Source organism: Nonomuraea lactucae, from assembly GCF_003313395.1.
Taxonomy (GTDB): domain Bacteria; phylum Actinomycetota; class Actinomycetes; order Streptosporangiales; family Streptosporangiaceae; genus Nonomuraea; species Nonomuraea lactucae.
The window spans coordinates 1-3,508 of sequence record NZ_QNFZ01000708.1 but is presented as its reverse complement, the minus strand read 5'-3'; the positions used below and the strand labels follow the sequence as shown (position 1 = coordinate 3,508).

The 3,508-nt window shown below is 72.7% G+C and carries 4 protein-coding genes and 1 pseudogene; 3 read left to right on the top strand and 2 right to left on the bottom strand.

Annotated elements, in window-relative coordinates; translation table 11 throughout:
* A pseudogene (locus DQW85_RS25805) lies at positions 1-351 on the top strand (ROK family protein); the annotation flags it as partial.
* Positions 352-705: 354 nt separating this feature from the next.
* Positions 706-1,011, top strand: a complete 306-nt coding sequence (gene mihF / locus DQW85_RS25800; RefSeq protein WP_113702544.1) for an integration host factor, actinobacterial type — start codon at positions 706-708, stop codon at positions 1,009-1,011.
* A gap of 72 nt (positions 1,012-1,083) precedes the next feature.
* Here mihF and DQW85_RS25795 read toward each other — a convergent pair whose 3' ends face one another.
* Together DQW85_RS25795 and DQW85_RS25790 are read right to left on the bottom strand one after the other, a co-directional pair.
* Positions 1,084-1,731 carry a response regulator transcription factor gene (locus DQW85_RS25795; RefSeq protein ID WP_113702543.1) on the bottom strand — a complete coding sequence of 216 codons (648 nt, stop codon included), beginning with the start codon at positions 1,729-1,731 and terminating at the stop codon, positions 1,084-1,086.
* Positions 1,722-2,969: a sensor histidine kinase gene (locus tag DQW85_RS25790; RefSeq protein WP_113702542.1), complete on the bottom strand. Its 1,248-nt coding sequence runs from the start codon at positions 2,967-2,969 to the stop codon at positions 1,722-1,724. Before DQW85_RS25790 ends, DQW85_RS25795 begins: the two co-directional genes overlap by 10 nt.
* Before the next feature lie 183 nt (positions 2,970-3,152).
* Between DQW85_RS25790 and DQW85_RS25785 the strand changes: the two genes are divergently transcribed.
* On the top strand, positions 3,153-3,508 hold a 356-nt coding region (locus DQW85_RS25785), incomplete at its 3' end, for an acyltransferase (protein ID WP_240197427.1).

The following is a 3,508-nucleotide window of genomic DNA, read 5'->3' as shown; positions in this document are numbered from 1 at the left end:
GGCCGGGCCGAGCGGGTCTTCGCCGACGCGGCGGCGGGTCTCGGGGGTGCCGTGGGCGCGGTGACGGCGAACGCCCGCGCGCTCGGCCGGGGCATCGCCGCTCTGGTGAACGCGCACGATCCGGAGGTCGTGACGCTGTCCGGCTTCGGCGTGGACCTGCACGCGCGCGCCCTGCCCACGCTCATGGAGGAGTTCGGGAGCGGCCTCATGACGATCCGGCGCGAGCGGCCGCCCCGCCTCGCCGCCTCCGCGCTCGGCTGGCGGGGTGCGCTGATCGGCGCCATGGAGTCGGTCTTCGACGCCTTCCTCACCGTCCAGGGGGTCGAGGCCTGGCGCCGAGCTCAGCTCTGAAGGGTGCGGGAGGGCAGGAAGATCGCAAACAGCCTTCCTGGTACGCGACACGCCCGGACCGCGAAATGTGACGCATACCACCCGCCAGGGCTGAAACCGCCCTCGCGGCGCACGGAGGGGGGAGGTGGCATACCGCTCCTGGCGGATTACGGTGAAGGGGAGCGCGTGGTCGGCGGCGTAGGGGTCAGCGGAGGACGCTCGCGCGGGACATGTCGCGCGCCGAGGCGGCGGCCTCGGTGCGGCACACGCGTCGAGCGGTCGCTTTCCGCACCAAGAACCGCTGGTATCCGCCATGATTAGCCACTGCACTACGGGTAACAGAATCCCGAACGTTAACTCCCCGAGGAGAGACAGATGGCACTTCCCACTCTCACCCCCGAGCAGCGCAAGGCGGCTCTGGAGAAGGCGGCCGAGGCCCGCGCCGCTCGCACCGCCCTGCTGGCCAAGGTCAAGGCGGGCGAGCTGTCCTTCGCCCAGCTGCTCGAGCGCGATGACGACATCGCCAAGAAGATCAAGGTTTCGCAGGCCCTGCGCGCCGTCAAGGGCGTCGGCCCGGCCAAGGCCAACGCGCTGATGGAGGAGGCGGGCGTCGACGAGAAGCGCCGTCTCGGCGGCCTGGGCGCCCAGCAGCGCAAGAAGCTGGTCGACGCGCTCGGCTGACCCTGAGCGGCCGGGTCCGCGCGGGCTGACCGCGCGGACCGGCCGGCCGTCCCTCCCCTTGGGCCCACAGGGTCAGGAGCGCAGGTAGGCGAGCACGGCGAGCACCCGGCGGTGCTGGTCGCCGTCGTCCGCGTACAGTCCGAGCTTGCTGAAGATGCTCCTGATGTGCTTCTCCACGGCCCCGTCGCTGATCACCAGTTGCCTGCCGATGGCCGGGTTGGACCTGCCCTCCGCCATCAGCCCCAGCACCTCCCGCTCGCGCGGGGTCAGCTGGGCCAGCGGGTCGTCCTTGCGCCTGCGCACCATCAACTGCGACACCACCTGAGGATCGAACACGGTCCCGCCCGCGGCGACGCGCCGCAGGCCCTCCAGGAACTCCTCGACGTCCACGACCCGGTCCTTCAGCAGGTAGCCGACCGCTCCCCTGGCGTCGGCGAGCAGGTCGTCGGCGTAGGAGACCTCGACGTACTGGGAGAGGATCAGCACGGGCGCCCCGGGGACCCGGCGCCGCGCCTCGACTGCCGCCCGCAGCCCCTCGTCGGTGAAGGACGGCGGCATCCGCACGTCCACGACCGACACGTCGGGCCGGTGCTCGGCCACGGCCGAGACGAGGGCGTCGCCGTCGCCGACGGTCGCGACCACCTCGCAGCCGAACTCCTCCAGCAGCCTGACCAGGCCCTCCCTGATCAGGACCGCGTCATCGGCCACGACTACGCGCACGGCACCTCCGCCACGATCACCGTCGGCCCGCCGTCCGGCGACCGCACCGTGAGCTCCCCGTCGACCGCGCGGAGCCGGTCGGCCAGCCCGGCGAGACCGTGTCCCTTGGCGACGTGCGCGCCGCCGACCCCATCATCCCCGATCGTGAGCATCAGCGTGTCTCCCGTGCGGCTGAGCTGGACCGTGCAGACGGTGGCGCGGCTGTGCTTCGCGACGTTCGTGAGCGTCTCGGCGACGACGAAGTAGACGGCGTTCTCCACGCTCGCCTGGTAACGCTCGGCGACCTGCACGTCGAGCTCGACGGGCACCGTACAGCGTCCGGCCAGGGCGGCGAGCGCCGGGGCGAGGCCGCGGTCCGACAGGACGGGCGGCGCGATGCCGCGCGACAGGGCGCGCAGCTCGTCGAGCGTCTCGCGGGTGGCGGCGATCGCCGAGCTGATCGTCTGCTGGGCGGCCCCGGGGTCCTTGCCGAGCTGGCGCTGCGCCCTGGACAGCTCCATGGCGAGCGAGACGAGGCGCTGCTGCGGGCCGTCGTGGATGTCGCGCTCCAGCTTGCGCAGCGCGTTCGCCTCCGCGGACACGGCGGCGGCCCGGCCCTCGGCCAGGTCGTTGATGCGTTCCTTCAGCTCGGCGACGCCGGTCAGCAGCGCCCTGCCGAGCCCGGAGCGGAGCAGCGCGGACCCGCGCACCACGAACGGCATGAGCAGCAGGAAGACCAGGCCGAGGGACACGTAGAACGTCGAGTTGACCAGGTAGCCGTCGCCGAGGCCGAGCAGCTCGGGCAGCTCCTTGTTGTCCGGGATGCGGGAGGTGACGATGCCGTAGAGCGGATAGGTGAGCCCGAGGACAGGCACGGCCCAGGACACCACGGTGAGCACGAACGACAAGAGCGCCAGGGGGAAGTTCAGGATGCCGTGGAGCAGGTCGAGCCAGGACTGGCCGCTGGTCAGCGGGTTGACCAGCCTGCGGAACCGGCCCGCCCCCGCGGGGGCCGGCTTGTAGCGGGGGCGTACGGGCGGGCGCCGCAGCACGTCGGACAGCCAGCCGCGCTCGGCGTCGGCGAATCCCCGCGCCATCAGGAGCGTGGCCGCCAGGATCGGCACCCCCACCCAGACGACCACGGTGCCCACGCCGGCGGAGAGCCCGGCGACCAGGAGCGCGAAGCCGATGACGGTCGCGGGGAAGCCCACGAGCGTGTAGCGCGTGTCGAGCAGGACACGCCTTGTCAGGGAGCGCATGGCGTCAACGGTATGGCCAGGAGGCTCCCGGTTCGATCTGGTACGCACGCGTCCGATGGTAGGGACTGCCCTACCTGCCGCGGTGGGGCGATCTTGACCGGAAGACGGCGGCTCGCGGCAGTGTGCCGGGAGGGCGCCGGCGGGAGCCTTGGTTCATCCCGTTCCCGATGAATCGAGGCCCCCATGGCCGCCCTGCTCGAACGTCCGGCCACCCTGCCCGGCCGGCCGGCCCCGCCGCGGTTGCCGGGTTCCGCCGGGCGCGCGACGGCGGCGGGCAGGGATCCGTTCATCGACGCGCTGCGGGTGTTCGGCATGGCGCTGGTGGTGGCGCAGCACTGGACGATCCCGGTGCTGGCCTTCGACGGGACCACGCTGACCACGGGCAACGCCCTGGCGACGCCGGGGCTGTGGGCGGTCACGTGGCTCAGCCAGGTGATGCCGCTGGTGTTCTTCGCGGGCGGCGCCGCCAACGCGATCGGCCTGCGCCGGGCGCGGCACGACGCGCCGCGGTGGCTGTTCGCCCGGCTGCGCCGCCTGGC

Coding starts and splice junctions, on each gene's coding strand:
- mihF (WP_113702544.1), top strand. CDS start 706: ATGGCACTTCCCACTCTCACCCCCGAGCAGCGCAAGGCGGCTCTGGAG.
- DQW85_RS25790 (WP_113702542.1), bottom strand. CDS start 2,969: ATGCGCTCCCTGACAAGGCGTGTCCTGCTCGACACGCGCTACACGCTC.